This is a genomic window from Streptomyces sp. Ag82_O1-12 (genome assembly GCF_900182715.1).
Lineage (GTDB): Bacteria > Actinomycetota > Actinomycetes > Streptomycetales > Streptomycetaceae > Streptomyces > Streptomyces massasporeus.
In genome coordinates this window covers 6946328-6972214 of record NZ_FXUW01000001.1, presented here as the reverse complement: position 1 = coordinate 6972214, position 25887 = coordinate 6946328, and the positions used below count along the sequence as shown (strand labels likewise).

Annotated in this window: 25 protein-coding genes and 1 pseudogene; 12 read left to right on the top strand and 14 right to left on the bottom strand. The window is 71.4% G+C overall.

All coding sequences use genetic code 11. The features are described from left to right. Positions 1-79 precede the first annotated feature (79 nt). The gene (aceB, locus tag QOL88_RS31780; RefSeq protein WP_097221715.1) at positions 80-1705 is read left to right on the top strand and encodes a malate synthase A; all 1626 of its coding nucleotides are present in this window, start codon (positions 80-82) and stop codon (positions 1703-1705) included. Positions 1706-1720: 15 nt separating this feature from the next. Here aceB and QOL88_RS31775 read toward each other — a convergent pair whose 3' ends face one another. The 4 genes from QOL88_RS31775 to QOL88_RS31755 all read right to left on the bottom strand — a co-directional run bounded on the left by QOL88_RS31775 (position 1721) and on the right by QOL88_RS31755 (position 5915). Beyond that, the gene (locus QOL88_RS31775; protein ID WP_097221714.1) at positions 1721-2041 is read right to left on the bottom strand and encodes an Rdx family protein; all 321 of its coding nucleotides are present in this window, start codon (positions 2039-2041) and stop codon (positions 1721-1723) included. Further along, positions 2038-2952, bottom strand: coding sequence for a HipA family kinase (locus QOL88_RS31770; protein ID WP_097221713.1), 915 nt, complete (start codon positions 2950-2952; stop codon positions 2038-2040). The genes QOL88_RS31775 and QOL88_RS31770 overlap by 4 nt, the downstream gene beginning before the upstream one ends. Positions 2953-3606: 654 nt before the next feature. After that, on the bottom strand, positions 3607-5073 hold the full coding sequence (locus tag QOL88_RS31760; protein WP_257027945.1) for an MFS transporter: 1467 nt from the start codon (positions 5071-5073) through the stop codon (positions 3607-3609). Continuing rightward, positions 5070-5915, bottom strand: coding sequence for an alpha/beta fold hydrolase (locus QOL88_RS31755; protein ID WP_097221710.1), 846 nt, complete (start codon positions 5913-5915; stop codon positions 5070-5072). The genes QOL88_RS31760 and QOL88_RS31755 overlap by 4 nt, the downstream gene beginning before the upstream one ends. 108 nt (positions 5916-6023) lie before the next feature. On the opposite strand from QOL88_RS31755, the gene QOL88_RS31750 reads away from it, so the two are divergent. After that, a complete protein-coding gene (locus QOL88_RS31750) occupies positions 6024-6956 on the top strand; it encodes a LysR family transcriptional regulator (RefSeq protein WP_097221709.1) in 933 nt (310 codons plus the stop codon). A 377-nt stretch (positions 6957-7333) separates the two neighbouring features. Here the strand turns inward: QOL88_RS31750 and QOL88_RS31745 are convergent, their stop codons facing one another. Continuing rightward, positions 7334-7786, bottom strand: coding sequence for a transposase (locus tag QOL88_RS31745; protein ID WP_257027944.1), 453 nt, complete (start codon positions 7784-7786; stop codon positions 7334-7336). Further along, a pseudogene (locus tag QOL88_RS38975) lies at positions 7744-7839 on the bottom strand (HipA family kinase); the annotation flags it as partial. The gene QOL88_RS31745 and the pseudogene QOL88_RS38975, both read right to left, overlap by 43 nt. A 395-nt stretch (positions 7840-8234) precedes the next feature. Here QOL88_RS38975 and QOL88_RS31740 point away from each other — a divergent pair. Beyond that, positions 8235-9734 (top strand): APC family permease, encoded by a 1500-nt coding sequence (locus QOL88_RS31740; RefSeq protein WP_097221708.1) that lies wholly within the window; start codon positions 8235-8237, stop codon positions 9732-9734. Positions 9735-9736: 2 nt separating this feature from the next. After that, a complete protein-coding gene (locus QOL88_RS31735) occupies positions 9737-10153 on the top strand; it encodes a universal stress protein (protein ID WP_097221707.1) in 417 nt (138 codons plus the stop codon). Here QOL88_RS31735 and QOL88_RS31730 read toward each other — a convergent pair. Both QOL88_RS31730 and QOL88_RS31725 read right to left on the bottom strand, forming a co-directional pair. Next, positions 10148-10519, bottom strand: a complete 372-nt coding sequence (locus QOL88_RS31730) for a (2Fe-2S) ferredoxin domain-containing protein (protein WP_179879015.1) — start codon at positions 10517-10519, stop codon at positions 10148-10150. The two genes, QOL88_RS31735 and QOL88_RS31730, sit on opposite strands and share 6 nt — an antisense overlap. A 63-nt stretch (positions 10520-10582) precedes the next feature. Then, on the bottom strand, positions 10583-12133 hold the full coding sequence (locus QOL88_RS31725; RefSeq protein WP_373559319.1) for an IucA/IucC family protein: 1551 nt from the start codon (positions 12131-12133) through the stop codon (positions 10583-10585). A 113-nt stretch (positions 12134-12246) separates the two neighbouring features. Here QOL88_RS31725 and QOL88_RS31720 point away from each other — a divergent pair, with 113 nt between their 5' ends. The 3 genes from QOL88_RS31720 to QOL88_RS31710 are packed head-to-tail and all read left to right on the top strand — an operon-like array spanning position 12247 to position 15842. After that, positions 12247-13740 (top strand): IucA/IucC family protein, encoded by a 1494-nt coding sequence (locus tag QOL88_RS31720; protein WP_097221706.1) that lies wholly within the window; start codon positions 12247-12249, stop codon positions 13738-13740. Between the two features lie 45 nt (positions 13741-13785). Further along, positions 13786-15051, top strand: coding sequence for a VWA domain-containing protein (locus QOL88_RS31715; RefSeq protein ID WP_097221705.1), 1266 nt, complete (start codon positions 13786-13788; stop codon positions 15049-15051). After that, positions 15051-15842: a hypothetical protein gene (locus QOL88_RS31710; RefSeq protein ID WP_097221704.1), complete on the top strand. Its 792-nt coding sequence runs from the start codon at positions 15051-15053 to the stop codon at positions 15840-15842. The genes QOL88_RS31715 and QOL88_RS31710 overlap by 1 nt, the downstream gene beginning before the upstream one ends. Before the next feature lie 48 nt (positions 15843-15890). On the opposite strand, the gene QOL88_RS31705 is transcribed toward QOL88_RS31710, so the two are convergent. Further along, positions 15891-16547, bottom strand: a complete 657-nt coding sequence (locus QOL88_RS31705) for a winged helix-turn-helix transcriptional regulator (RefSeq protein WP_097221703.1) — start codon at positions 16545-16547, stop codon at positions 15891-15893. 85 nt (positions 16548-16632) lie between these two features. Between QOL88_RS31705 and QOL88_RS31700 the strand changes: the two genes are divergently transcribed. The 5 genes from QOL88_RS31700 to QOL88_RS31680 all read left to right on the top strand — a co-directional run bounded on the left by QOL88_RS31700 (position 16633) and on the right by QOL88_RS31680 (position 20652). Next, positions 16633-17841 (top strand): pyridoxal phosphate-dependent aminotransferase, encoded by a 1209-nt coding sequence (locus QOL88_RS31700; protein WP_097221702.1) that lies wholly within the window; start codon positions 16633-16635, stop codon positions 17839-17841. Between the two features lie 141 nt (positions 17842-17982). Next, positions 17983-18546, top strand: coding sequence for a DUF2243 domain-containing protein (locus QOL88_RS31695; protein ID WP_097223264.1), 564 nt, complete (start codon positions 17983-17985; stop codon positions 18544-18546). Then, positions 18546-19454, top strand: coding sequence for a cytochrome c oxidase assembly protein (locus tag QOL88_RS31690; protein ID WP_097221701.1), 909 nt, complete (start codon positions 18546-18548; stop codon positions 19452-19454). The genes QOL88_RS31695 and QOL88_RS31690 overlap by 1 nt, the downstream gene beginning before the upstream one ends. A 60-nt stretch (positions 19455-19514) precedes the next feature. Beyond that, positions 19515-20150, top strand: a complete 636-nt coding sequence (locus tag QOL88_RS31685) for a hypothetical protein (protein ID WP_097221700.1) — start codon at positions 19515-19517, stop codon at positions 20148-20150. Positions 20151-20229: 79 nt separating this feature from the next. Next, on the top strand, positions 20230-20652 hold the full coding sequence (locus QOL88_RS31680) for an acyl-CoA thioesterase (RefSeq protein ID WP_097221699.1): 423 nt from the start codon (positions 20230-20232) through the stop codon (positions 20650-20652). A 167-nt stretch (positions 20653-20819) separates the two neighbouring features. Here the strand turns inward: QOL88_RS31680 and QOL88_RS31675 are convergent, their stop codons facing one another. The 5 genes from QOL88_RS31675 to uraD all read right to left on the bottom strand — a co-directional run bounded on the left by QOL88_RS31675 (position 20820) and on the right by uraD (position 25762). After that, positions 20820-22208, bottom strand: a complete 1389-nt coding sequence (locus QOL88_RS31675) for a nucleobase:cation symporter-2 family protein (protein WP_097221698.1) — start codon at positions 22206-22208, stop codon at positions 20820-20822. A 214-nt stretch (positions 22209-22422) separates the two neighbouring features. After that, the gene (locus QOL88_RS31670; protein ID WP_097221697.1) at positions 22423-23802 is read right to left on the bottom strand and encodes an 8-oxoguanine deaminase; all 1380 of its coding nucleotides are present in this window, start codon (positions 23800-23802) and stop codon (positions 22423-22425) included. 108 nt (positions 23803-23910) lie between these two features. Continuing rightward, positions 23911-24834 (bottom strand): factor-independent urate hydroxylase, encoded by a 924-nt coding sequence (pucL, locus tag QOL88_RS31665; RefSeq protein WP_097221696.1) that lies wholly within the window; start codon positions 24832-24834, stop codon positions 23911-23913. Positions 24835-24838: 4 nt separating this feature from the next. Next, positions 24839-25237, bottom strand: a complete 399-nt coding sequence (uraH, locus tag QOL88_RS31660) for a hydroxyisourate hydrolase (RefSeq protein ID WP_097221695.1) — start codon at positions 25235-25237, stop codon at positions 24839-24841. A 15-nt stretch (positions 25238-25252) separates the two neighbouring features. Continuing rightward, positions 25253-25762, bottom strand: a complete 510-nt coding sequence (gene uraD, locus QOL88_RS31655) for a 2-oxo-4-hydroxy-4-carboxy-5-ureidoimidazoline decarboxylase (RefSeq protein WP_097221694.1) — start codon at positions 25760-25762, stop codon at positions 25253-25255. Positions 25763-25887: the final 125 nt, after the last annotated feature.

Here is a 25887-nt window from a genome sequence, read left to right as displayed (position 1 = left end):
CGCCGTATCCGGGAAGACTGGCACCCGGTGCCAAGCACGCCGGCTCGTCTTCACAGCTCGCTGAAGGAAGTGACCGTTCATGTCCGCTCCAGCGCCGTCCCCGCTGGCCATCGTCGACGCCGAGCCCCTGCCCCGGCAGGAGGAGGTCCTCACCGAAGCGGCGCTCGCCTTCGTGGCCGAGCTGCACCGGCGGTTCACGCCCCGGCGTGACGAGCTCCTCGCCCGCCGCGCCGAGCGCCGCGCCGAGATCGCCCGCACCTCCACCCTCGACTTCCTCCCGGAGACGGCCTCGGTCCGCGCCGACGACTCCTGGAGGGTCGCCCCGGCCCCGGACGCCCTGAACGACCGGCGGGTCGAGATCACCGGTCCCACCGACCGCAAGATGACCATCAACGCCCTCAACTCGGGCGCCAAGGTGTGGCTCGCGGACTTCGAGGACGCCTCCGCGCCCACCTGGGAGAACGTGGTCCTCGGCCAGGTCAACCTGAGCGACGCCTACACCCGGAACATCGACTTCACCGACGCGAAGTCCGGCAAGTCGTACGCGCTGAAGGCGGACCAGGAACTCGCCACGGTCGTCATGCGCCCGCGCGGCTGGCACCTGAACGAGCGTCACCTCGTCGACGCCGACGGCACCCCCGTGCCCGGCGCGTTCGTCGACTTCGGCCTGTACTTCTTCCACAACGCCCAGCGCCTGCTGGACCTCGGCAAGGGCCCGTACTTCTACCTTCCGAAGACGGAGTCCCACCTGGAGGCCCGCCTCTGGAACGAGGTGTTCGTCTTCGCGCAGGAGTACTGCGGCATCCCGCAGGGCACGGTCCGCGCGACCGTCCTCATCGAGACGATCACCGCCGCGTACGAGATGGAGGAGATCCTCTACGAGCTGCGCGACCACGCCTCCGGGCTGAACGCGGGCCGTTGGGACTACCTGTTCTCCATCGTCAAGAACTTCCGTGACGGCGGAGCCAAGTTCGTCCTGCCGGACCGCAACGCGGTGACGATGACGGCCCCGTTCATGCGCGCGTACACCGAACTCCTCGTCCGCACCTGTCACAAGCGCGGCGCCCACGCCATCGGCGGCATGGCGGCGTTCATCCCGTCCCGCCGGGACGCCGAGGTCAACAAGGTCGCGTTCGAGAAGGTCCGCGCCGACAAGGACCGCGAGGCCGGCGACGGCTTCGACGGCTCCTGGGTCGCCCACCCCGACCTGGTGCCGATCGCCATGGAGTCCTTCGACAAGGTCCTCGGCGACAAGCCCCACCAGAAGGACCGCCTCCGCGAGGACGTCGTCGTCGAGGCGGCCGACCTGATCGCCGTCGACTCGCTCGACGCCAAGCCGACGTACGCGGGCCTGGTCAACGCCGTGCAGGTGGGCATCCGTTACATCGAGGCGTGGCTGCGCGGTCTCGGCGCCGTCGCCATCTTCAACCTGATGGAGGACGCGGCCACCGCCGAGATCTCCCGTTCCCAGATCTGGCAGTGGATCAACGCGGAGGTCGTCCTCGACAACGGCGAGCAGGTCACCGCCGACCTGGCCCGCAAGGTCGCCGCCGAGGAGCTCGCGAACATCCGCGCCGAGATCGGCGACGAGGCCTTCGCGACCGGCAACTGGCAGCAGGCGCACGACCTGCTGCTGACGGTCTCGCTCGACGAGGACTACGCCGACTTCCTGACGCTCCCGGCGTACGAGCAGCTCAAGGGCTGAGCACGGGTCGAACCGCTAGCGCTCCGAGTGGCCCAGGGACTTCTCCGGGGCCACTCGGTCGCGTACGGCCTTCTTCACCGCCGTCGGCTCCGGGAAGCCCCGCTCGCGCCGGTCCCAGACGACCTCGTCGCCGACGCGGACGATGAACACCCCGCCCGTGCCGGGCTTGAGGGCCAGTTCCGTCAGTTCCGCCTCGAAGGTCGTGAGCAGTTCCTGCGCCAGCCAGGCCGCGCGGGGCAGCCAGCGGCACTGGGTGCAGTATTCGATCTCGACCCGTGCCGACGCGCCCGGGGCCTCCTCCGTCGGTTCGATCTCGGTCCGCTGAACATCCGTCATCCGAGGTGCACCGACCAATCCTGTTCGGCCGCGGGCTTGCCGTGCAGGTCGGGCACCTGCTTGAGCCACGCGGGGCGTCCTTGCTGATTCTTCGCCGCCCGGAGGGCCTCCTCGGCGGCGAGTTCCTCCCGGGTGGGGAAGCCGGTGGGCAGCCAGTCCGCGGAGGTCTGCGCGCGGGCACGGAGGTACGTCACGTACGCCTCGCGCACCGCGTCCGCGCCGGCGAAACCCGGCTCGTCCGCGAGCCAGGCGTCCGGGACCTCCGCGAGGATGTGCCGCAGCAGCTCCTCGGTGACGCGGGGCGCCAGCTCGGCGTCGGCGGCCCGCACGTCGGGCCCGTAGTGGCCGAGGGCGTGGTGCCGGAAGTCGTAGGCCCTGCGGGGGTCGGTGGCGCCCCAGCGGTGATGGAAGACCAGGGCGGCGCCGTGGTCGATCAGCCACAGGCGCGGGGGTGCGACGCCGAGGGTGGGCCAGACCATCAGGTTGGAGCTGTGCACCGTACGGTCGACGTTCACGGTCAGCGCGTCGAGCCAGACGATCCTCCCGGCCTCCAGCGGATCGACGGGGAAGACCCGGGCGATCTCCGGGGTGAAGTCACGGGCGCCCGGCAGGTGATCCATGCCGAGGTTCACACCGGCGCTCGCCGCGTGCAGGTCCCGTACCTCCTGATGGGGTTCGTGGTCCGCGATCGCCGGGTCGAAGCGCACCAGGACGAGTTCCGGGAAGCGCAGCCCGAGGGCGCGGGCCAGTTCCCCCACGATCACCTCGGCGACGAGCGCCTTGCGGCCCTGCGCGGAGCCGGTGAACTTCACGACGTAGGTGCCGAGGTCGTCCGCTTCTACGACCCCGGGGACGGAGCCGCCCGAGTGCAGGGGCTCGACATAGCGGGTGGCGGTGACCTCTCTCAGCACTTACGAAGGCCCCGTCGCGCATTTGTCTTACATTCCACGACTACCTCCGAGGTGCTTCAATCCGGGGAAACAGCCACGATCACCCCTGGGGAGAATCTGGGGAGTGTCGACTGGCACGCTCGTCTCCCTTTCTCCCCAACAATCTGTCGAGGGCGGTGCGACCCTTGCTTCCGGCCTCCGGCATGAAGTGAGCATAGTAACCAAGCGTTACCGCCGCAGACGCATGCCCGAGCCATCGCGCCAGCGTCACCACCGACTCCCCCGCCTCTAGCATGATCGAGGCGTGGTCTTGCCAAACGGCGGCCCTGGCGCCGGACTCCCTCCAGGTCTTGTAATCGTTCCGGTTGCCGGCGAGGGGTTTGCAAACACGCCCCCGGCGCCCACCGGAGGTGCGCTGAATCAATGATCCGACAATGCCCAACGATGCCGAGTTCGCCTGGATCAGCTTCCCGGTCCCCAGCAGCCTTGGCCCAGTGGGCGGTGGAGGTGTCTCGCTTCCAGCGCAGCACCACCGGCTCGCCCGGCTCCCTACACCTTCCTAACTGATCGTTTCAGAATGAGCTTCGCAGAGGCGGAGACAGGTGAGGTTGCAGGCCGCCGGCTCGGCGTCGGGGCTTACGAGCCTGCTGCCTCGTATCCCGGCGCTTCGCGGGCTCACGATCCAGGTGTTCGGAGCGTCCCCGCAGCACGCGCTGCATCTGCCCGTGACGCGGTTGGTCGGCTCCGATCGCGCATCCGAAGGCTGATCAGCGCGGTGCCGGTGAAGACGGCGGCCTCGTAGATCATGGCGTGCCGAAACGCGGCGCACGGGCCGGCGGCAGGTGCGAAGTAGACGAGCCCCGCCGCAGCCACCCCGATCGATCCGCCCAGCTGCTGAGCCGTGGGCAACAACCCGGACAAAGAACCGGCCGCGGAGCCGTCCACCCGCGCCAGCACCAGAGCGAAAACCGAGGCGGTGAACGAGCCGAACGCGGCGCCGCCGAGAGCCAGGACCGGCAACGCCGCCCAGCGTCCGGTCGCCGTGCCGATGAGCGGTGCGAGAGCCAGGGCCGCCGCCGCCAAGACCAGTGCCGAGACCGTGAGCACGACCGACCCGTGCCGGCGGGCCAGCACGGGGGCGCTACGGCTGCCCAGCACGGCCGCGGCCGCGAAGGGGGCCGACGTCAGCGCGGCTGTGAGGGCGGGATACCCAATGGCCGACTGCAGATGCAGGAACAGCAGATACGTGAAGGACGGCACCCCGGAGTTGAACACGAACACCAGCAGCACCCCCGCACGCGCCCTCCGGTCACGGAACAGCGACGGATGCACCAGAGGATCCGGCCGGTGCGGGAGAGTCAGGGCGAAGCAGCCGAGAACGGCCACGGATAGGGCCAGCGTGGCCCATGTCCACCAGGGCCAGCCGGCTTCCCCGCCCTGCGCGAGCGGCAGCACCAGCGCACCGAAGCCCACGGTGGTCAGCAACACGCCCACCCCGTCCACGCGCTGTCCGGCCGCGCCTCGCGTGCGAGGCAGTACGGTCGCGCCGACGAGCGAGACGAGCGTCACCGGCACCGTGACCAGGAACACCGAGCGCCAGCCGAGACCGAAGAGGTCGGCGCCGACGAGAAGTCCGCCGATCAGCGGCCCGGCCAGCGACGCCATTCCCATCGTGGCACCGAACAGTCCGAGAGCCCGTGGGCGCCGGGCAGCGGGGACGGCGACCCGGATGATCGACAGAACCTGCGGGGCGACCAAGCCGCTGCCCGCGCCCTGGATCAGCCGGGCCGCAATGAGGAATACGGCATCGGGAGCACACGCGGCGGTTACTGAACCGGCTGTGAAGACGACGGTGCCCAGCACGAACAGACGGCGGTAGCCGTACCGGTCGCCCAGGCGCGCGGCCGTGATGAGCAAGCAGGCGTAGGCCAGGGTGTAGCCGGCGAGGATCAGCTGTACGGCACCCGAGTCGGCACCCAGGTCGGTCCGGATCGCCGGGGCGGCGATCTGCGCGACGGTGACGTTGAGCAACTGCACGAATGTGGCGCTCAGCACGACCAGCAGTACGAGCCGCCCGCCGTCGGCTTCGAGCCGTCCCCCGCTCAGAGACGGGGAGCCCTTCACGGGCCGATACCGGCTCACGAGGCGAGGGCCGCGGCGAGTTCGCCCGGCCGGGCGGCGAACGGGCTGTGGCTGCCGGGCAGGGTATGCACGGTGAACGGGTTGCCGGGGAAGGCCAGGTCGGCTTCCGCGATCATCAGGTCCTGCGCGGCCGGTGCCAGCGCCCGGTCCTCGGCGCAGCGCAGGAAAGTTCGTGGAATTCGACCCCACCGTTCCGCGGTCAGGGTGACCGGAGTCGTCGGGATCGCCAGGGGCAGATCAGGACTCAGCGCGGACCGCCACCGGTCAAAGCGGTCCATGGGGGTGTCGTGGTAGTGGGTTTCCCGCAGTTCGTCGAGGTAGGCGGGATCCGGTGAGAGCGGATTGATCCGTACGGCGCCCAGGGCCTCGGCGTCGCCCAGGTTCAGGCTCTGGCCCAGCGCAGTGGCATTCTCGGGTGAGCCGAGGTAGTCGGAGAACCGCGGCCGCCCGCCCGGGACGAACGCGGACAGGTAGACGATCCTGTCCACCAGTTCGGGCGCCCGCTCCGCGGCCAGGGACGCAGGACCGCCGCCCGCGCTGTGCGCGACGAGCACGACCGTGCGATGGGGAGGCACCTGGAGCAGGACGCTCAGGACTGCCTCGGCGCAGTCGTGCATCGTCAGGGTGGCGAGCTGAGTCTTCTCGGTCAGCAGGCCCGGCTGGCCGGGCAGCAGGTAACCGATGGGCAGGGGTGCGTCGAAGCCGTGCCCCGGCAGGTCGACGGCCACGCTCGCCGCGCCCAGTCCGGACAGCGCGCGCTGCGTCGCCGCCCATTGTCCGGAGCTGTGCCAGGCGCCGTGCACGAAAACGAAGACGGTGTCGGTCAGAGATACGTTCTTCATGACTCCATTCCAGGCAGGAACCACAGCACCATCCATTCATAGATCTGGTAAGTGGCATGGCCATATCTTTGAGGTATTGCCAGTAGCCGATGAGATGGAGAGCAGGTCATGGAAGCGCGACACCTGCGGTACGCGGTTGCTCTCGCCGAGCACGAACACTTCGGCCGGGCGGCCGGCGAGCTGGGCATCGCGCAGCCGCCGCTGTCCAAGCAGATCGCCGACCTCGAGCGCGAGGTGGGGGCCCGGCTGTTCGACCGCACACGTCAGGGGGTGTTCCCGACCGCCGCCGGCGAGGCGTTCCTCGCGCGGGCGCGCCGAGCGCTCGACGAGATCGCGGCGGCCACGGTCGACGCGGGCCGGGCCGCGCGCGGCGAGACAGGACGTCTGCGGCTCGGCTTCATCGCCTCGGCACTGCTCGACCCGCTGCCGGGCGTCCTGAGCCGGTTCGGCCGTGAACGGCCCGACGTGAGACTGGAACTGCACGAGATGGCGACCAGCCGCAGCAGCCCAGCTCTCGTCGCCGGGGAGCTGGACGTGGCCCTCACCCTCGGCCCGCCACGGGGTGCCGGGGTCGAGCATCTCGTGTCCGTCCCGATCGGAAGCGACCACGTGATCGCTGTGGTGAGTACGCTGCACCCTTACGCGGGGCAGCAGTCCGTAAGTGTCGACCAGTTGCGGCAACAGCCGCTGATCGTGTCGGCCGGCGAGGACGAACCCGCTGTAGTCGCCGAACTGCGCACCCTTCTGGGGACGGACTCATCGGCTCTCGGCGACGCGACCGTGGCGAGGGACGTGCACACGATCATCGGCCTCGCCGCCTCCGGCGTGGGCGTCGGCCTGGGGCCATCCCGCATGAGGGCAGTCCCGCGTCCGGGAGTGCGGTTCTGCGAAGTGACCCCGCGCACGCCCCTGCCCGATCTCGTCCTGTCCTTCGCGGCCCGCGATCACTCCCCGGTGCTGCGCGCCTTCCTCGACACGATCCGGGAGAACTGCCCTGATGTCGGTGCCGCACTCAACGACCGGCTCCGGTCCCACACTTGATTCGGTCCGGTCGTCCGTCCGCATGCGCGTGACCGGCCATCCGGCACGGTTCGGCCTCGGCCTGAGACACACGGTGTACCCGAGCGAGTCTTGGAACTTCGCGCCGGCCCGGATGCCCGGCGCCGTCATCACCGCTCGCCGCAGTCACCGAAGAGGCTGAGCGCAGACCTGACGGGGCATCCAGGCGCGCGGGGCTTGCGCCGGGGGCATCCGCGAAGTCCACGGGGCGGCGTGACCCCGTCCAACAGCGCCAGGAATCGTGGTCGTGCCATCGGTGGTTCAGGGTGACGGCGACCGGGGAGCGGCGTTGGCTTGCGGGTTCTCCGGGGGCCCTGCTGCCGTAGCCGGTGATGCAGGAGCGGATCTTGCGAGGGCAGTCACGGGGCCGACGGCGGGGTAACAGACCTTGGCCGATCTCGGCGAGCCCGAGGCGCCGGCCCCCTCTGCGGGCGAGGTGGGGAAAAGCCGCTCGGTGAGGTCACCGTGCGGCGTACGACGTGCAGTGCCCGGGTGAACGACGTCCGCTCGGCGGTGCTCTGGTGAAGCCTGGCGGCCTCGTTCAACAGGTCCCGGGTGGCATGGTGGACGATCAGGTGCGCGTAGATTTCCTGCCGCACCCCGTCCGGTGTCTGCGACCTCAGGACCGGTCTGCCGCGCTGGTGGGTCTTGATCTCGTCGAAGACCAACTCGATCTCCCAGCGCCGGGCGTAGAGCGCGGCCAGCTCGGCAGCCGGGTACTGCTCGTGGGCGGTGAGACTGGTGATCAGCCGGACGATGTCGGCCTGGCCCAGGTGCCGAGGTCGTCCGCCTCGACGACTGCGGGGACGCATCCGCCGGACCGCAGGAGTTCGACGTAGCGGGTCGCGGTGACCTCTCTCAGCATGGTCCAAGGCTCCCCGGAGGGCGGAATCCGAAGGTCCGATGGTACCCGGGCCGGCGCGGTGCCGAGGGCTCTCAGTGCCCCGGGGCGAGCGCCTCGGTGACCTCCGAGGCCGCTGCACGGGGGCCGGCGGGACGACACCTGGGCAGGACGTCCCCCGGTGACCGGACCGACGTTCGTCAAGCAGGCGGAGCATGAGCTCGGGGCCCGTGTACGGCCTGGTGAACTCCGCGGGCAGGTCGGCACGCTGGTGCGGGCCCCGTGATCGGCACGCCGTACTTCCTGCACCTGCTGGTCCGCGGCCGGAGAGCGACATGAAGCACTGAATGGCCGTCAATGGGCAAAGTGCCCCGAAAGTCCCTGTTGTATGGACGCACACACGACGGGAGCGAGAGAGCATGGCCAACGACATCGCGGACTCGGGCCCGCCCCCGGAGGCGAGCCTGAAGCCCGACGCGATCGGGTTCGTCGACGCGCTGGTCATCGGGCTCAACGCGACCTCCCCCGCGTACTCCGTGGCGGCGGTCATCGGCCCCATCGTGGCGCTGGTGGGCATCTACGCCCCCGGGGTGATGCTCGCGTCGTTCGTGCCCATGCTGCTGATCGCGTCGGCGTTCTACTACCTCAACAAGGTCGACCAGGACTGCGGTACGACGTTCTCCTGGGTCACCCGCGCCATGGGACCGTGGGCCGGCTGGCTCGGCGGCTGGGCCATCACGATGACGGGCGTCCTGGTCGTGGGGTCGCTCGCGGACGTCGCCGTGACGTTCTTCCTGCTCGCCGTCGGCCTGGACAGCTGGGCCGACAACGACGTGCTGCGCCAGGTGCTGACGGTGCTGCTCATCCTGGTGATGACGGCCGTCTGCGTGATCGGCACCGAGATCTCGGCCAAGGTGCAGAACGTCCTCATCCTGGCCCAGGTCGCCTGCCTGCTCGTCTTCGCCGTGGTGGCGCTCTACCGCGTCTACGCCGACACCGGCACCCTCGACTCCATCGACCCGGAGTTCAACTGGCTCGACCCGTTCGGAGCCGGCGGGGCGCCACTGACCGCGTCCCTGCTGCTGGGCGTGTTCATCTACTGGGGATGGGAGTCCGCGGTCAACCTCACCGAGGAGGTCGAGGACTCGGCCACCGCCCCCGGCAAGGCGGCCGTCTGGTCGACGGTGCTGCTGCTGGTGACCTACATCGCGGTCGCCTTCGCGGTCGTGGCCTACGCGGGGACGGACTACCTCGCCGAGAACGCGGCGGAGGAGGAGTTCATCTTCGCCCTGCTCGCCGAGGAGACCATGGGCGGCTGGGACTGGGTCGTGCTGCTGGCGGTCTCGACGTCCGCCCTCGCCTCCACCCAGACGACGATCATCCCGGCCTCCCGCACGGGCCTGTCCATGGCACGCCGGCATGCCCTGCCCGCGCACTTCGGCCGCATCCACCCCCGGTTCCGCACCCCCGACGTGAGCACCTGGTGGGTCGCCGGCATCGCCATCGCCTGGTACCTCATCCTCTACCACCTCAGCGAGAACGCCCTCTTCGACTCCCTCACCGCCCTGTCCCTGCTGATCGCCTTCTACTACGCGCTCACGGGCCTGGCCTGCGCGGTGTACTACCGCCGTCAACTGACCCGCAGCGCCCGCAACTTCTTCCTGATCGGCCTCGGACCGCTGATCGGCGCGGGGCTGCTGGCGTGGCTGCTGGTGGAATCCGTGACGGACATGGCCGACCCCGAGAACTCCTACAGCGGCGTCTCGTGGTTCGGGCTCGGTCCGCCGCTCGTCATCGGCATCGGCATCGCCGTCGCGGGCGTGGTCCTCATGGTCGTGTGGCGGCTGATGGCGCCCGCCTTCTGGTCGGAACACCCGAGCGTGGTCGACCCGGCCCTCGTCGACGGCAAGGAGTCCTGAAGATGTCGGTGGTCCTCGGATACGACGAGTCCCCGGGCGCCCGGCAGGCACTGCGCGTGGCCATCGAGGTGGCGACCGCCTACGACGAACCCCTGGTGATCGTCTACGGCGCCGCCGCCCCCGGCGTCACGGGCGAGGAGTACGGCGCTCACCACGAGGCCGTGCGCGAGGTGGGCAACACCGCACTCGGTCACGCGGTCCGGGTGGCCGAGGAGGCCGGTGTCCGGACGTCGGTGGAGCTCATCGACGAGCGGCCCGCGCAGGCGCTGATCGAGGCGTCGGCCCGCCATGGCGCCCGGGTCATCGTGGTGGGCACCTGGGGTGAGAGCCCGGTGCGCGGGGCGCTGCTGGGCTCGACTCCGCACAAGCTGCTGCACCTGTCGAGCGTGCCGGTGCTGTGCGTGCCCGCCGTGTCATGAGCCGTCGGAGCGGCGCCGCGCGAGCGGGGTGAAGACGTAGAGGTCGAGGATGTCGGGCAGGGGCGCGATTCCGGGACCGCCCTCCCGGACCCAGGAGACGACGTCCTCGGTCGCCGCCGGGTCGTTGACCAGGCCCAGCCACACCGGCCGGCCCCCGGCGGCCCGGCCCTCGGCGGAGGGCTGGACGACGACGACGTTGGCCTGGTCGCAGACGTCGAGGCAGTCGGAGACGCGCACCGGCGCCGCTTCGCGCAGGCGCTCGGTCTGCTCGGCGTGATCGACGCCGGTGACCTTGGGACTGCCGCAGCAGCAGTCCCGGCAGACGACGATGCGGCAGGGGACTCCTGCGTCCGGCGTCGCGGACATGCCGCACCCTCCCTCTCCAGCCGTTGTGATCATCATTTCACGCGGGGGTCCGGCCCCGAGGGGTCAGGTCCCGTCCGCGAGCGGGTTGGGCAGCGGCCGGTAGCGGGCGTCGGCGCCGTCCGCGCCCGTCCAGCGCAGCAGCAGGTTGGTCTTGGCGGGCAGGGTCGGTGAGGTGAGCAGGGCGGGGATCTCGGGGAGGTCGTGGCGGGCGAACGCGCGGCGGGCGGCGGGCCAGGGGTCGAAACCGGGGTGCCGTTCGGTGAGGGCCCCGGCGATCTCGACGAGGTGGTTGACGACCAGGGTGTACACGAGCCGCTCCCAGCCGGCCTGCCGCGGCACGTCCGGCAGCAGTTTCACGCCCTCGGCGTCCCGGTACAGCGCCTGCACCGGGAGGCCGTCGGCGTCGACGGCGACCAGGGTGTTCTGCAGGTGGGCCTCGATGACGACGCCGTGCTCGGCGAACGCCGTCAGCGCCGGGGGCACGACCTGGGCCAGATAGGCCTCCCACCAGGCAGCGGGGTCGGGGGTCCGATCGAGCGGGCTGCCGTCGAAGCCCTCGACGAGTCCGGCGGCGAGCAGCGGGGTCGCGCCGGGCAGGAGGTGATCGCCGAAGCCGTCGCGGACCAGGACGGCGAGGGCCTCGAAGGCGAAGTCGGCGGTGCGGTACCCGCGGTCGCCGAGCCAGGCCGGGGGCCCGTCGAACGCCGCGAAGGCGGCGCACACCGCCGCGTCCGTCCGGCGCAGGGCGAGCAGGTCGTGGCGCCACAGCCGGCGGATGTCGTTGGTGATGCGCACGTCGAGGCTGAACTTGAGGAAGAGGTCGTGCCCGGGCGCGTAGAGCGTGCGGATCGCGGCCGTGGGCCAGGTGTCGAAGGCGGTCGTGCCGAGCCGGATCAGCCTGCCGTCCGCGAAGGCGCCGGCGAGTTCGGGGGCGGCCAGGTCGAGCTGCCAGGGGTGGGCCGGGAGCAGACGGTAGCCGGGCGGGGCCGCGCCGAGGGCGTCGAGGGCGGAGGTGTCGCCCTCCTCGACGACGGTGTCCTCGCGGAGTCCGAGCAGGGCCATCGGGAAGCGGGCGTACGCCTCGGGCGCGTACGGCAGCCAGGCGGCGGCCGGCCCGCCGCCGCGCGCCTTGGGGGCCGGGTGGTGGGTGTGGCCGGTGAGGAGGGACTGCTCGGAGCGCCGGTAGAGGTCGTCGGGCGGGGTGGCCCGGGTGCGGGCGGCGAGCAGGGCGGCCACGGCCTCCCGGCTGTCGAGCATCTCGGCGGGCAGTTCGTGGTTGGACGACCCGGTGTGCCGGCGCAGTTCCTCGGCGACGAGTTTGACCAGCTCGGTGTGGCCGACGTGGTGCCAGGCGCCCGCCCGGTGGATTTCGGGTTCGGCGGGCCGCCGGGTGCCGCGCACCCGCAGCAGGCGGTCCCCGCCGGGCAGCCGGTAGACGTGGCGTTCGCCCTCCTGACGGACCGGACGGGCCACCTCCCGCAGCAGGCAGTTCAGCAGGGGCACGGCGGCGTACGCGTCGGCGAGAGCGCCGGCGGACGGGCCGTCGCCGCGGCCGGAGTCGCCGTGGGCCGAGTCGTCGTCGGCGGGCGGGGGCATGAGGTCCACGCGTTCCACTCGTCCCTACGGTCCTTCCAGCGTTCCGGGCGGAGATGATCAGTATGTCGGTCGTCGCCACCGCGCTGTGACATCCCTGTTCGTACCCGCATTCGTACCCGAGGAGCCTGCCCGTGCACCGTCCCCCCACCGCCGAGACCGAGGTCGCCGACGAACTGTCCGTCGTGCGGCCCGGTCTGTCGGCGCGGTACGAGGCCGAACTGCCCGGCGCGCGGGCGGCCGTGCTGTCCCGGCTGTGGCGCGGTCTCGCCCACGATCCACTGCCCTGGGTCGCCCGCCGCGAGGAGGCCGGGGACGGGCTGACGCTGTCCCTGCCGGACGGGCGCCGGCTGCACGGCCCCCGGCCGGATCCGTACGCGACCGGCGCGTACGTCACCGTCGTACGGCTGGACGAGAGGGCCTACGAGGATCCGGCGCGGCTGATGACGGACCTCGCCGTACCGCACTCCGCCTCCTTCGCCGCCGAACTCGGGCACAGCGTCGCCTCGCTGGCGCTGTCGCGAGCGGGGCAGGAGGACGACCGGGGCGGCTGGCCGGAGCACGACTGGGAGTGGGAGCAGCGGATCGTCGACGGGCATCCGTTCCATCCGACGTGCCGGTCCCGGCCGGGCTTCTCGGTGGCCGAGCAGCTCGCCTACGGGCCCGAGCACCGGCCGGTCGTGGAGCTGGGGCTGGTGCCGGTGCGGGCGGAGGAGTGCCTGGTGACGGGTGTGTGGCCGGGGGAGCTGAGGGACGGGGGGCGGGTGGTGCTGCCGGTGCACCCGTGGCAGGCGGCGCATGTGCTGAAGCGGACGTGCGAGGAGCGGAGTCCCGCGCATCCGCTGATGTCCCTGCGGACGCTGGCGCTGCCCGGCGGGCCGCATGTGAAGACCTCGCTGAGCGCCCGGCTGACGTCCTCGGTGCGGGACATCTCCCTGCCCTCGGTCGCCGCGTCGGCGATGCTGTCGGACTTCGCGGGGGTGCCCGCGGCGCGCACGGACGGCCTGCTGCACGTCACGCGCACCCTGGGCGCGGCGGCGGCCGGTTCCCCGGACTTCGCGGCCGTTCTGCGGGAGTCCCCGCAGACGTACGCGGGCAGCGGTGAGCGGGTCCTGCCGGTGGCGGCGCTCGCCACCACGGACCTGCCCGGCTCTCCCGCCTGGATGGCCGGTTTCACCCGGCTCGCCCTCACCGTCGGGCTGCGGCTGCTGGAACTGGGCGTGGCGCTGGAGGCGCACGGCCAGAACCTCCTGGTGGTCCTCTCCGCGACGGGCGAACCGCTGCGGTTGGTCTACCGCGACCTGGCCGACATCCGCGTCAGCCCGGCCCGCCTCGCCGGGCACGGCATCACGGTGCCCGAGCTGCCCGCCCGTATGGTCACCGACGACGAACGCGCGCTGCGCCGCAAGCTGTTCGGCTCGCTCGTGGCGGGCGCGCTGGCGGGCACGGCGGGCTCGGGCCCGGCGCTCGCGGCGGCGCTGGAGACGGCCGTACGGGACCTGCCGCGCACCCCCGACCTCGCGGCGCTGTGCGCGGATCCCCTGCCCACGAAGGCGCTGACGCTGATGCGGCTCTCGCCGCAGACGCCCGGGGACCAGTGGGCGCGACTGCCCAATCCGCTGCGGTGAACCGGCGTTTTGGAGCCGGAGCGGGGTGATCACTAGGATCCGGCGATGATCATAAGAACACGGCTGGCGGCAGGGGCCTGCGCCCTGCTCGCCGCGCTGACGGCCGGGCTCGCCTTCCCGGCCGGGGCGGCCGCCGGTGAACCCACGGGCCAGGACGCCCCCAAGGTCGATCTCGTCCTCGATGTGAGCGGCTCGATGCGGGCGCGGGACATCGACGGCCAGTCGCGGATGGCCGCCGCCAAGCAGGCGTTCAACGAGGTGCTCGACGCGACCCCGGAGGAGGTTGAGCTCGGCATCCGCACCCTCGGCGCCGACTACCCGGGGGACGACCGCAAGACGGGCTGCAAGGACACCGCGCAGCTCTACCCGGTGGGCCCGCTCGACCGCACCGAGGCCAAGACGGCCGTCGCCACGCTCACCCCGACGGGCTGGACGCCGATCGGCCCGGCCCTGCTGAAGGCGGCCGGCGACCTGGACGGCGGTGACGGCTCCAAGCGCATCGTGCTGATCAGCGATGGCGAGGACACCTGCGCCCCGCTCGACCCGTGCGAGGTGGCCCGCGAGATCGCGGCCAAGGGCATCGGCCTCACCATCGACACCCTGGGCCTGGTCCCGACGGCCAAGCTGAGCCGGCAGTTGAGCTGCATCGCCGAGGCCACCGGCGGCACCTACACCTCGGTCGAGCACCAGGACGAACTCACCGACCGGGTGAACCAGTTGGTGGACCGGGCGGCCGATCCGGTGGTGACGCCGGTGCCGACTAAGGGCGCCGACCGGTGCGCCGGGGCGCCGACGCTGAAGTCGGGCCTGTACACCGACCGCGAGGAGTTCGGGCAGCAGCGTTTCTACCGGGTGGACGTGCGGCCGGGGCAGGAGCTGCGCGCCTCGGTGAGCGTCGCGGCGGACCGGGCCGTGAACCCCGGCTACGGTGTGCTGATGCGGGCCGTGACCTCGAAGGGCCGCGAGATCGTGCGCGGCGAGGCGGCGGGCAACGGCCGTACGGACGTGATCTCGACGGGTCTGCGCTACCCGAAGGCCGAGAGCGACGACGAGGACGCTCCCTCGGAGGCGGTCTGCCTCGCCGTCTCGCACTCCTTCTCGGCGGCCTCCGGCGTGCAGGCCACGCCCGGTCTGCCGCTGGAGCTGACGGTGGACGTCGTGGACGCCCCGAGCCAGGCGGGCGACGTGGCCGCCTTCGGTCTCGGCCGCGGCTGGTGGCTGCTCGGCGTGCTGATCCTCACCGGCTTCCTCGCCGGTCTCGTCTGGGGCTGGCTCTCGCGCTGGCGCGTCGCGGTCTGGAGGACCAACTGATGCGAATGGCAAGAGCGTTGAGCGCGGCGTTGCTGACCCTGGGCCTGGCGGCCGCCCCGGCCGCGGCCGACGCCTCACCGAGTCCGTCGCCGGACGACTCCTCGGCCCCCACGCAGGCCGGCACGTCGTTCCGTACGGCCACGGAGATCGAGCAGGGGCAGCAGGCCACGGCGAGCGGTTCCACGGGCGACTACCTGTACTGGTCCTTCCCCGCCGACACCGGGCAGCGCCCCACGGTCGAGGCGACGGTGAAGCTGCCGGAGACCCACGCCCCGCAGACCTGGCAGATCGACGTCTACGACGGTCTGCGCCGCCGCCAGGCGTGCCAGTACGGGGCGCAGACCCGCGCCGCCGCGGCGGGCACGTCCTCCGTCGAACTGGCCTGCGTGCTGCGCACGGTCCGCGCCTGGTCGGAGCCGTGGGCCAACGACCCGCTGCCGGGCACCTACTACGTCCGGCTGACCGCCACCGGCGTCGCCACCGCCGACCTCGGTCTCCCCGTCGGCAGCGAGGTGCGGGTGGACTCCAAGGACATCGGCGGATCCGCGGCGGTGGACGGCTCACTGGCCGAGCCGCTGGTGCCGGGCGTCGCCACGAAGCCCGCGGAGGAGCAGGAGAACGCCGCGGTGCTGGCCGGTCTCGAACCCGAGGACGGCTGGGCGTCCGGCTGGTGGTCGGACCGCTGGGTGTGGACCGCGATCGGCGGGATCCTGGCCGCCCTCGCGGGAGTCGGCGGGTACGCGCTGACGCGCGGGACGGGACGGCCGTCCCGGGTGCCGCCGGGAGCCTGACCGGCCCTCACCCGACCCGTCCCTGATCGGTCACCACCTGATCGCCTCTCAGAAGGCCCGCCTCGTGCGGGCCTTCTCTCCTTCCTCGCGCAGCGCCTTGGCCAGCGTGCCCTCGCCGCCCACCTCGACCCGGCCCTCCCCCACGGCCCGGGCCAGACTCAGCTCCCCCCGGCCGAGCGCCGTGCACGTGGCGGTGTCCAGAACCAGCCGGGCGTCCGGCTCCCCCGGAGCGGGCCCGTCGCCGTACACGGGGCCCTCCTCGGCACCGGTGTGCAGATGGAACAGGCCTTCCTCCAGGCGGACTTCGACGAGCCCCTCACCGTCCAGCAGGCGCAGCAGCGGCAGGGCGAACCAATGGGCCCGGACCGCGTCCGTCGGCCGGCGTTCCCCGAGTTCGGCCTGTCCCCACTCCCCCAGCGCCTGGAGCACCGGCAGCAACTCCCGCCCGCGAGGCGTGACTTCGTACACGTACGCCGCACCGGGGGGCGGCAGCCGGCGCCGGGTGGCGAGGCCGTCGCGCTCCATGTCCCTCAGTCGCGAGGCGAGGACGTCGGTGCTGACGCCGGGGAGGTCCGCGTGCAGGTCGGTGTAGCGCCGGGGACCGGCGAGGAGCTCCCGGACGATCAGCAGGGTCCAGCGGTCACCGACGACGTCGAGCGCACGGGCGGCGGAGCAGTACTGGTCGTAGCTTCGGCGAGGTGGCATGCGACGCAGTCTAGACAAGTTGTTGGACTTTCCAAGCGCGTACTTGGTAAAACCAAGCAACACGATCGGCAGAGGAGAGCGGCGCATGGAGTTCCGGCAGTCGAGCAAGCTCAGCGAGGTCTGCTACGAGATCCGCGGCCCGGTGATCGAGCACGCCAACGCGCTGGAGGAGGCGGGCCACAGCGTGCTGCGCCTGAACACCGGCAATCCCGCGCTCTTCGGTTTCGAGGCACCGGAGGAGATCCTCCAGGACATGATCCGGATGCTGCCGCAGGCACACGGCTACACCGATTCGCGCGGCATCCTCTCCGCCCGCCGGGCGGTGGCCCAGCGCTACCAGACCCTCGGCCTGGAGGTCGGCGTCGACGACGTCTTCCTCGGCAACGGCGTCTCGGAGCTGGTGTCGATGGCCGTGCAGGCGCTCATCGAGGACGGCGACGAGATCCTCGTCCCCGCGCCGGACTTCCCCCTGTGGACGGCGGTGACGACCCTCGCGGGCGGCACGGCGGTCCACTACCTGTGCGACGAGCAGGCCGACTGGTACCCCGACCTCGACGACATGGCGTCGAAGATCACCGACCGTACGAAGGCGGTCGTGATCATCAACCCCAACAACCCCACCGGCGCGGTCTACCCCAAGGAGATCGTCGAGGGCATCCTCGACCTCGCCCGGCGGCACGGCCTCATGGTCTTCGCCGACGAGATCTACGACCAGATCGTCTATGACGACGCCGTCCACCACTCGGCCGCGGCCCTCGCCCCCGACCTGGTGGTCCTCACCTTCTGCGGCCTGTCCAAGACGTACCGCGTGGCGGGCTTCCGCTCCGGCTGGCTGGTGGTCACCGGGCCGCGGCAGCACGCCAAGGACTACCTGGAGGGCCTCACCATGCTGGCCTCCATGCGACTGTGCGCCAACGCGCCCGCGCAGTACGCCATCCAGGCCGCGCTCGGCGGCCGGCAGTCCATCCGCGAGCTGACCGCGCCGGGCGGCCGGCTGCACGAACAGCGCACCGTGGCCTGGGAGAAACTGAACGAGATCCCCGGTGTGACCTGTGTGAAGCCGAAGGGTTCGCTCTACGCCTTCCCGCGCCTCGACCCCAAGGTCCACAAGATCCACGACGACGAGAAGTTCGTCCTGGACCTGCTGCTGCGGGAGAAGATCCAGGTCGTCCAGGGCACGGGCTTCAATTGGCCGACGCCGGACCACTTCCGCATCCTGACGCTGCCTCACGCGGAGGACCTGGAGGCGGCGATCGGCCGGATCGGGCGGTTCCTCGGCGGATACCGGCAGTAGGCACCGAGCCTTTCCCGGAGCTTCGCGGGGACGGCCGGAAAGGGTCTTTGAGCCGGATGGAGTCCCTGAGCAGGGCGTGAGCGCCGCGCAGCGGGGAACGTCGTCCTCGGTCCTTCCCCCAGGCAGGAGCGGAGACGAATGATGGCCACCACGCAAGGCGAAGCCCGGGTCGACACCCCACGACCGGCGGACCTCCGGTTGCCGGGCATCGTGCTCGGGGTCGGGATGGGCGGGTTCGCCGACGGCATCCTGCTGCACCAGTTGCTGCGGTGGCACCACATGCTCTCCAGCACCAACCAGGACCGCATCGGGGTGAAGTACTACAACCCCCACACCGTCTCCGGCCTGGAGATGAACACCCTGTGGGACGGCGTCTTCCACACCGTGTGCTGGCTCGCGGTCCTGCTCGGGCTGGCCGTGCTGTACGCGCGGGTCACCCACGACCGGCGGCGGGTGTGGACCTCCCGGGTGCTGTGGGGCTGGATGCTCGTCGGCTGGGGCCTGTTCAACCTCGTGGAGGGCGTGCTGGACCACCACGTCCTCGGCATCCACCACGTCTACGCCGGCGAGGGCCAGGTGTGGTGGGACATCGGCTTCCTCGTCCTGGGCGCCCTGCTGGTCACCGGCGGCCACCTGCTCCAGCGCAGCGGCCGGCCCTTCGACCCCGGTGCGCCCGCCGGCCGGCACGAGGGCCTGCACGGCTGATGGGCCACCACCTGCACGGGCACGGGCACGCCGCGGGCGGCGGCATCCCGGACTGGCTGCCGCCGGCGCTCCTACTGATCGCCGCCTGCGGTGTCTATCTGCTGCTCGTCCGCCGGGCGTGCCGGCGCAATCCGGTCCTCGGCTGGAGCCGGTGGCGGACCGGCTGGTTCCTGGGCGGGATCCTCCTGCTCGGCGTCGCGCTGCTGCCGCCCGTGGCCCCCTTCGCCCACGAGGACTTCCGCGGGCACATGGTCCAGCACCTCCTCATCGGCATGTACGCGCCGCTCGCCCTGGTCCTGGCCGCCCCCGTCACGCTCCTGCTGCGCACCCTGCCCGCGTCCCGGGGCCGGCGCCTGACCGCGGTGCTGCACAGCCTGCCCGCCCGCGTGATCTCCCACCCGGCGGTCGGGCTGGCGCTCTCCACGGGCGGCCTCGCGGTGCTGTACTTCACCCCCCTGTACAACGCGATCACGGCCGACCCGGCGGCGCACTGGCTGCTGCACGCGCACTTCCTGCTCTCCGGATGCCTGTTCGCCCACGCCGTCGCCGGCCCCGACCCGGCCCCCGCCCGGCCGGGTGTCAGGGCCCGGCTGGTCTACCTGGGTGTCGCGATCGCGGCGCACGCCGTGATCTCCCAGCTGATGTACGGCGGCTTCTGGGCCGACATCCACGCGCCGATCGACCAGGTGCAGGGCGGCGCGGAGGTCATGTACTACGGCGGCGACCTGGCCGAGCTGCTGCTGGCCGCCGCGTTGGTGGCCACCTGGCGGCCCGAGCCCCGGCGCGCGGCGGGCCGGAGAGCGGTGAGCCGTGGTGCGGTGAGCCGGAGTGCGGCGGACCGGAGTGCGTTGGGCCGGAGTGCGGGGCGGGGAGTCGTCCCGGCCCGGAATGTCAGTGGCGGGTCGTAGCCTTCGAGCAGGTGGGGCGTCGAGCCCCGGGCCCCGTCGCCGGCCGGAGAGGAGCACGCCGTGACCCGACCACCGACCGCAGCGCAGCGGCGTGTCATCGACGCCGCCGACCCCGTCACCGGGCGGCTCCGGGGCACGGAGTCGCAGCTCTCGGCGCTGGTGAAGCGGGGTCTCGCCTTCCGCCATCCCCGGCCGCCGCACGATCACTTCCTGACGCCGGAGGGGCACCGGATCCGGCAGGGCATCACGCGGGCGCCCGAGCCGGACGGGCCCGAGGAGGCGCCCGCCGCGACCGGGGTGTTCGCCGCCCGCGTCGGCGGCGAGGAGGCCGCCGCGGATGCCGGTCCGGCCCGGCGCCGAGAGGTGCACAGCGCCTGGCAGGGGCTGCTGGAGCTGCGCCGGATGACCAACCCGGGCGGGGACGTGGACCGGCCGTGCGGCTGGGAGCGGGCGCATCTGGTGCGGGCCGCCGCGCTGGCGCTGGAGGCCGCCGGGCACGGTCCGGCGGGGCGGGAGGACCCGGGGTATCGCGTCCGGGAGACCCCGCAGCCGGAGGCCGTCGCCGTCCACGAGCCGGACGGCGAAGCGCTGCGGGCCTGCGCGGCCACCCTGGAAGGGGCAGGCTGGCAGGTGAGCGAGCACCGCGAGCCGCGCGGCGGGACCCGGTATCTGCTGGCTTCGCCGCGCCGGGCGTGATGAGCATGCCAAGATCGGTGGATCGTTGCGCAGTGCACGAGAGTCCGGTGTGAGAGATCCGGCGCGAGAAGGGGAAGCCGTGAGCAAGCCGTTTTCCGTCCCTGTGACCGTCCGTGGATACGAGACCGATGTGCAGGGGCACCTCAACCAGGCGGTGTACCTGAACTACGCGGAGCACGCCCGCTGGTCACTGCTCCACGCCGCCGGGATCAGCCAGTCCGCGCTCATCGGCAGCGGCGTGGGCCCGGTCGCCCTGGAGACAACCATCCGCTACAAACGCGAGCTGCTCGCGGGCGACGAGGTCGAGGTGACCTGCGCCTTCGAATGGGACGGCGGCAAGACGTTCCGGATCGAGCAGAGCCTCCTGAAGGCCGACGGCACGGTCGCCGCCGAGATCACGGCGCTCGGCGGCATCCTGGACCTCGAGAAGCGCAGACTGGTCGCCGACCCCGCCGAGGTCTTCAGGAAACTGTCGGCGGACCCGGGGTTGTTCGGGCTCTAGGGGGCGAGGTCACCCTCCCCCCCTGGCACGTAGGGCCGGCACGTTCGCACGGACGCCGGCAGGCCCGGGGCCATGACGCCGATCGCTGATCCAGCCCTGCGCCCCGACGCAGTGGTTCGCCGTACCTGTCACACCCACCGGGCCTGCCGCGAACCGGAGTCCTGATGTCAGGACGCGGCCGGGGCCTTGGGGGCGTTCGTGAGCTCCTCGCCCGCCTCCATCGGGTGGGTCACGTCGTGGGCGTCGTGGCCGCCCCGGCCCAGGTGGTTGAAGACCAGGTTCAACAGGACCGCGGCCACACAACCCGTCGAGATGCCGGAGTCCAGGACGATCCTCGCCGTCTCCGGGAAGGCGTGGTAGAACTCCGGCGCCGTGATGGGGATGATGCCGACGGCCAGGGAGACGGCCACGATCAGGATGTTGTTGTCCTTGTCCAGGGAGGCCCGGACGAGGGTCTGGATGCCGCTGGCGGCGACCGAGCCGAACAGGACCACGCCCGCACCACCGAGTACCGGGCGCGGTACGACGGCGATCAGCGAGGCCGCCATCGGGCACAGGCCCATCAGCACCAGAAAGCCGCCGCCCGCAGCGACGACGTACCGGCTGCGGATCCTCGTCATGGCGACCAGGCCGATGTTCTGGGCGAAGGCGCTGCACATGAAGCCGTTGAAGAGGGGGCTGACCGCCGAGCCGAGGGTGTCGGCGCGCAGGCCGGCCGCGATGGTCTTCTCGTCCGCCGGGCGCTCGACGATCTCGCCCAACGCCAGCATGTCGGCGGTCGATTCGGTCATCGAGACCACCATCACCACGCACATCGAGATGATCGCGGCGAGCTGGAACTGCGGGGCGCCGAAGTGGAACGGGGTGGGGAAGCCGACGACGGCCGCGTCCGCGACGGGACCGAAGTCCGTGACGCCGAACGGGATCGCGATGAGCGTGCCGATCACCAGGCCGAGCAGCACGGCGATCTGCTTGACGAAGCCCGTGGTGAAGCGGCGCAGCAGCAGCACGATCAGCAGGGTGACGGCGGCCAGTGCGAGGTTGGTCGCCGAGCCGTAGTCGTGCGCCGCCGGATCGGGGCCCTGCGCCCAGCCGAAGGCGACCGGGAGCAGCGATATGCCGATCAGGGTGATGACCGTGCCCGTGACCACGGGCGGGAAGAATCGGATCGCCTTGCAGAAGACGGGGGCCGCCAGGAAGCCCAGGAGTCCGGCGACGATGACCGCGCCGAAGATGACGGGCAGGGCGTCGGACTTGTCCTCGGTGGAGGCGACGATCGCGGTCATCGGCGCGACACCGGCGAAGGTGACGCCGTTGACGAACGGCAGCCGGGCGCCGATCTTCCAGACACCGAGGGTCTGCAGGAAGGTGGCGAGGCCGGCGGTGAACAGGCAGGCGCCGGTGAGGAAGGTCAGGTCGGTGGCGGAGAGGCCGATGGCCGCGCCGACGATCAGGGGCGGGGCGACGACGCCCGCGTACATGGCGGCCACGTGCTGCAGGCCGGTCGTCGCCATCTTGAGCGCGGGGAGTTTTTCGTCAACGGGGTGGTCGGCCACAGCGGCGTCCCTCCGGTCGGTTACACGGCTGCGTCGGATCGCCGCCGTGGGTGTCAGGGAGGTGGTGCGGGTGGTCGTGCGGGACCGGGTGACGGGAGTGGCCGTTCCGGGGCGCACGCGTTCACGCGCACCCCGGAGACGACCGCCGTGGTCCCCGCTCGGGTACACGGCCACCGGCCGGGAGCCGTCCCTCCCGGCCGGAGTATGTGGGTGTTCAGGCCTGCGCGGCGATCTTCGCCAGGCGCTGGGCCTCGTCGCGCGTGGCGCGGGCGATGGCGTCCTCGTCGGCCGTGAGCAGCCGCCCGTCCTCGACGATCTGCCGGCCGTCCACGAAGGAGGCGGTGACCGGGGCGGCCGCGCCGAAGACCAGGGCGGTCACCGGGTCGGCGATGGAGGCGTGGGCGAGCGTGTCCATCTTCCACAGCACCAGGTCGGCGAGCTTGCCGGGTTCCAGCGAGCCGGTCTCCGCGGCCCGCCCGAGGACCTGGGCGCCGCCGTACGTGCCGAGGCGCAGGGCCTGACGGGCGTTCAGCGCCGCCTCCCTGTGGCCGCCGAGGCGGTTGATGAGGAGGGCGTTGCGCAACTCGGTGTGGAGTTCGCCGGACTCGTTGGAGGCGGTGCCGTCGACGCCGAGGCCGACGGGGACGCCGGCGGCGAGCATGTCGGGGACGCGGGCGATTCCGGCGGCGAGGCGGGCGTTGGAGGACGGGCAGTGCGCGACGCCGGTGCGGGACCGGGCGAAGGCGGCGATGTCGGAGTCGTTCATGTGGACGCAGTGCGCCATCCACACGTCCTCGCCGAGCCAGCCGGTGGACTCGAAGTAGTCGGTCGGGCCCATGCCGAACAGTTCGTGGCAGAACTTCTCCTCCTCCACGGTCTCCGAGCCGTGGGTGTGCAGCCGGACGCCGAGGCGGCGGGCCAACTGGGCGCCGTCGCGCAGCAGTTCGGTGGAGACGGAGAAGGGAGAGCAGGGCGCGACGGCGATCTGGGTCATGGCGTCGAAGGAGGAGTCGTGGTGCTGCCGGACGGTCTCCTCGGTCGCGGCCAGCGCCCCGTCCAGGGTCTCGACGGCGAAGTCCGGGGGCAGGCCGCCGTCCTTCTCGCTGCGGTCCATGGAGCCGCGGGCGAGGGTGAAGCGGACGCCCATGTCACGGGCGGCGCCGATGATCGCGCCGGAGAGGTCGCCGGAGCCCTGCGGGAAGACGTAGTGGTGGTCCATGGCGGTGGTGACGCCGCCGCGGGCCATCATCGCGAGCGAGCCCTGGGCCGCCGCGCGGACCATCGGCTCGTCGATGCGCGCCCAGACCGGGTAGAGCGCGACGAGCCAGTTGAAGAGGTTGTGGTCCGTGGCCAGGCCCCGGGTGATCCACTGGTAGAAGTGGTGGTGGGTGTTGATCAGGCCGGGGGTCACGAGGTGGCCGGAGGCGTCGATGCGGCGGGCCACGTTCTCCAGGCCGTCGGGGGCCCTGCCCGCGCCGAGCGACTCGATGCGGTTGCCGGCGAGGACGACGTGCCCGGAGGCGTACTCGGTGTCGTGTCCGTCGACGGTCGCGATCGCACAGTTCTCGATGACGATGCGCCGGTCTGCTGCCATGGTTCGTCCTTTGCGCTGTGATGGAGAGGGCACGGCAGGACCCTGGAAGTTTTGAGTGCCGTGGCCGGGAGAAGGGTTCCCCGGCCACGGGTGCCGAAAGGGGGAACCTCAGAGGTTGGTGAGGTCCACGGGGATCTTCGCCTCGCAGCCGTCCCGGAGGACCGTCGCCTCGATCAGGCCGTAGGGGCGGTCGGCGGCGAAGTAGACCTCGTTGTCGTTCTTCAGCCCGAACGGCTCCAGGTCCACCAGGAAGTGGTGCTTGTTCGGAAGGGAGAAGCGGACCTCGTCGATCTCGCTGCGGTTGTTGATGATCCGCGAACCCATTTGGTACAGGGTCTGCTGGAGCGAGAGCGAGTAGGTCTCGGCGAAGGCCTGGAGCATGTGCTTCCTCACCTGCTCGTAGGACTTCTCCCAGTTCGGCATGCGCTGCTCGTCGTCGGTCCAGTTGAACCGCCAGCGGCCGGAGACCTCGGTGGCCAGGATGCGGTCGTAGGCCTCCTTCAGGGTCGTGTACTTGTCCTTGACGTAGCCCCAGAACTCGGAGTTGGTCGAGTTCATCACGACGAGGTCCTTGAGCCCGGAGACGACCTCCCACCGCTCACCGTCGTAGGTGATCTGGGTGAGGCGGGTCTCCTGGCCCTTGCGGACGAAGGAGTGCTTGACCTCGTCGGCGCCGATGAACTGCGAGTTGGCGTCGGAGGCCTCGATCCGCTCCCAGGCGTACTCCTCGATGCGGATCCGGGCCGTCCTGATCGGCTCCTGCGAGGTCACGAAGTGCCGGGCGAGGTGGATGCCGAACTGCTCGGCGGACTCGATGCCGTGCTCCTTGGCGAACGCGTACACCGTGTTCTTGGTGGTGTCGGTCGGCAGGACGTGGGCGTTCGAGCCGGAGTAGTGGACCTCGTCCATGTCGCCGCTCAGCGCCACGGAAACGTTCAGGTCCTTGATGTGGTGAGTGGCGCCGTCCCGCGTGATCTTTACGACTCGGTTCTCGGCCTTGCCGTACTGGTTCTGTCCCAGAATGGTGGGCATCTAGCTAGCTCCCTCGGTAAACGGAGTAGCCGAACGGGTTGAGCAGCAGCGGTACGTGGTAGTGCTCACCGGGCTCTACGGCGAAGGTGATCGCTACCTCTGGAAAGAACGCACCGCTGTCCCGATTCGCGGGGGCGTCCTGCTGCGCATCGGCTTGCTGGTTCGCGGATTTCTCGAAATACGGCTCGACGGCGAAGTCGAGCCGTACGTGGGTGGTGCCCTCCGGCAGCGCCGGGAGGTCCTTGCACCGGCCGTCCGCGTCGGTGGCGGAGCCGCCGAGCGCCTGCCAGTCCGCCGTGCGCCCGGTGCGGGCGGAGAGCTGGACGGCGACGCCCTCGGCGGGGCGGCCGACGCTGGTGTCCAGGATGTGCGTGGACACGGACGCGGTGGTGCTGGTGCTCATGGTCGGGCGTCCTCTTCAGTCGTCTTCGACGAGGCGGGCGAGCCGGATACGGTTGATCTTCCCCAGTTCGGTGCGGACGATCTCCCGCTCCCGCTCCGGTGTGTTGCCGATCCGTTCCCTGACCGCGTCGCGCATCTGCTCGCCGGTCCGGCCGGTGGCGCAGATCAGGAAGACATGGCCGAACCGCTCCTGATAGGCGAGGTTCAGCTCCAGCATCTCCGCCTTGAGCGCGTCGGAGGCGCCGGCCATGCCGCGCTGCTCCCGGGCCGAGGTGGGGTCACCGGGCTTGGGACGGCCGATGGGCGGGTGGCCGGCCATCGCCTCGTCGAGGTCCGCGGCCGTCAGCTGCGCCATGGCGGCGTCGCTCGCGGCGTACAGGTCCTCGGGGGTGGCGTAGGGGCGGGTGGCCAGCAAGCGTTTCGCCCACGCCGTGGAGGCGCACGCCTCGTGGAGCGCGGCGTGGGCCGCGTGCTCCTCAAGGGTGTTGAACCGGGCGAGGCCCGGCGGCGTGGAAGTGGAAGTCACGGGAGCCTCCGTGGCCGATTCGGCCTTCGTGCTGAACGGGCGTGCCGATAGCTAACGCCCTCCCGCGACAGCGCGTCAACAGTTTGTTGAAAATTCGGTGACGCGAAACCGGACCGGTGAGGCGC

Excerpts from the sequence above, each read along its gene's own strand:
- pucL (WP_097221696.1), bottom strand. The coding sequence starts at position 24,834 with ATGCCCACCATTCTGGGACAGAACCAGTACGGCAAGGCCGAGAACCGA.
- QOL88_RS31715 (WP_097221705.1), top strand. The coding sequence starts at position 13,786 with ATGATCATAAGAACACGGCTGGCGGCAGGGGCCTGCGCCCTGCTCGCC.
- QOL88_RS31730 (WP_179879015.1), bottom strand. The coding sequence starts at position 10,519 with ATGTCCGCGACGCCGGACGCAGGAGTCCCCTGCCGCATCGTCGTCTGC.
- QOL88_RS31705 (WP_097221703.1), bottom strand. The coding sequence starts at position 16,547 with ATGCCACCTCGCCGAAGCTACGACCAGTACTGCTCCGCCGCCCGTGCG.
- QOL88_RS31710 (WP_097221704.1), top strand. The coding sequence starts at position 15,051 with ATGCGAATGGCAAGAGCGTTGAGCGCGGCGTTGCTGACCCTGGGCCTG.
- aceB (WP_097221715.1), top strand. The coding sequence starts at position 80 with ATGTCCGCTCCAGCGCCGTCCCCGCTGGCCATCGTCGACGCCGAGCCC.
- QOL88_RS31740 (WP_097221708.1), top strand. The coding sequence starts at position 8,235 with ATGGCCAACGACATCGCGGACTCGGGCCCGCCCCCGGAGGCGAGCCTG.
- QOL88_RS31690 (WP_097221701.1), top strand. The coding sequence starts at position 18,546 with ATGGGCCACCACCTGCACGGGCACGGGCACGCCGCGGGCGGCGGCATC.
- QOL88_RS31750 (WP_097221709.1), top strand. The coding sequence starts at position 6,024 with ATGGAAGCGCGACACCTGCGGTACGCGGTTGCTCTCGCCGAGCACGAA.
- QOL88_RS31700 (WP_097221702.1), top strand. The coding sequence starts at position 16,633 with ATGGAGTTCCGGCAGTCGAGCAAGCTCAGCGAGGTCTGCTACGAGATC.
- QOL88_RS31755 (WP_097221710.1), bottom strand. The coding sequence starts at position 5,915 with ATGAAGAACGTATCTCTGACCGACACCGTCTTCGTTTTCGTGCACGGC.
- QOL88_RS31695 (WP_097223264.1), top strand. The coding sequence starts at position 17,983 with ATGGCCACCACGCAAGGCGAAGCCCGGGTCGACACCCCACGACCGGCG.
- QOL88_RS31745 (WP_257027944.1), bottom strand. The coding sequence starts at position 7,786 with ATGCGTCCCCGCAGTCGTCGAGGCGGACGACCTCGGCACCTGGGCCAG.
- uraH (WP_097221695.1), bottom strand. The coding sequence starts at position 25,237 with ATGAGCACCAGCACCACCGCGTCCGTGTCCACGCACATCCTGGACACC.
- QOL88_RS31735 (WP_097221707.1), top strand. The coding sequence starts at position 9,737 with ATGTCGGTGGTCCTCGGATACGACGAGTCCCCGGGCGCCCGGCAGGCA.
- QOL88_RS31670 (WP_097221697.1), bottom strand. The coding sequence starts at position 23,802 with ATGGCAGCAGACCGGCGCATCGTCATCGAGAACTGTGCGATCGCGACC.
- QOL88_RS31775 (WP_097221714.1), bottom strand. The coding sequence starts at position 2,041 with ATGACGGATGTTCAGCGGACCGAGATCGAACCGACGGAGGAGGCCCCG.